The 1,594-nt window shown below is 33.0% G+C and carries 1 protein-coding gene; it reads right to left on the reverse strand.

Annotated elements, in window-relative coordinates:
* Positions 1-46: 46 nt before the first annotated feature.
* Positions 47-1,483: a transposase gene (locus DFR80_RS15070; protein WP_114490481.1), complete on the reverse strand. Its 1,437-nt coding sequence runs from the start codon at positions 1,481-1,483 to the stop codon at positions 47-49.
* Positions 1,484-1,594 lie beyond the last annotated feature (111 nt).

Consider the following 1,594-nt stretch of genomic DNA (forward strand, 5'->3'; position numbering starts at 1 on the left):
AACCTATGAATACAGGTTTTAAAAAAGATATTAAAAGATTTAAATTCTAAGCAATTAGTGATCTTAAAGATTTAATATTTTCTGGTTTACCCATTTTATCAGCTAAGATCAATGTTAAAAGCTGAGTGATTCCAGCTAGAAAAACATCTGCTTTAATACTCTTTAGGTTCTGAGTTTTTAGATTGCCAGTAACCATGGCATCTTTAAAATAGTTAATTGTCTGTTCAACAACTCCCCGTTTTTTGTAGAGGTCTATCCAGTCATTTGTATCTCTGATGATGCCAGGATAAGTTCTTAAATCCTGGTCAGGATATGTATAGACAACTCTACCGTAACTGGAGTCAGTACAGGGGCTTTCACAGTAGCAGTTTCTTTTACCACCCTTATGATTGGTTTTAGGGCAGACAAACTTAAATCTAGGGCTGCGGTTTTTACCGCAACACCAGCCATTAGGTTTCATTGGTAAAGATGAATCTTTAGGACATAAAGGCCAGCCATTTTCATTGTATTCTGGCTGTGGTAGATCTGATTTAGTATTTCTAGAATTAAGTGGAATAACTGCTTTATCAAAGTTAAAATCTTTTAGTAAAAAAGGATAAGTTTGATAAGTATCAAAAGCCGAATCAGCGATAAAAGTGGAATAGTGATGATTACTGTGGAGATTAAAATAATCTTCTAAAACTGGTTTTAAAGAAGTTGAGTCACCAATAGATTTGTCTTCATCAGGTGAGTCAGACTTTTTATCAACAGGTATTTCAGGGTGATTATCTTTAAATTGATCATCGAAAAAAGATATATGACGGATAATCCCCAGTCCATTAGTGACAATACCTGCTTTGTAGACATAGCAGAAATGGCCGTTAATGTAGAGCTGTTTTATCTCTTGATTAACCTGAGCAGAAGAAGGCATAGACTGATAAGCGAAAGCATATATATTAACATTTTTATCGTTTCTGTAGATGTTTTTAAGTCTGCGAATGATATTGTTTATGTATTTAGGATTGTTTTCAGTCACATAGGGTTCAAAACCAGTTGTGTCATAGATAAAAAGATCAGATTTTAGAGGATCAATTTTTCTGCAAAGTGGTTCAGTAATCTCAACAAGCTGATAAAAAAGTTCTTCTAAATGATCTTCAAATTTTGTTTTAAAACGAGAAAACTGAGAGATATCAGGAACAGATTTAAAACCACAGAAATCTCTTAAGTCACTGCTTAAAGCAAAAATATTAACTAAGAGCACAAGAGTTGGAATTCCCAGTATTTTTTGCAGAATAAATGCAGAAAGCATCGATTCTAGATCATATTCTCTTTTTCTACCAAAATATTTGTAGTAAGCAGTGTAGAAACTGAATGGAATAAATTCAGATAAATCAAGATATTGATCGAGCATTTCAAGGAATTGAGGTTTATCATTTTGAGCCCAATCTTTGGCCTGTTCATAAAGATCACCGAAAGACAATTGCTTTTTAGAATTAAAAGACATTATGATTTCCTCCTTTTGGCTTTGTGGTATTTTTAGTATCTCTAACTATATTATACCATATCTTAAGGAGGAAATCACCAAAAATTTATGTCATGAGCCCTGTCATTTAGG

Source organism: Halanaerobium sp. ST460_2HS_T2, from assembly GCF_003337665.1.
GTDB classification, from domain to species: domain Bacteria; phylum Bacillota; class Halanaerobiia; order Halanaerobiales; family Halanaerobiaceae; genus Halanaerobium; species Halanaerobium kushneri.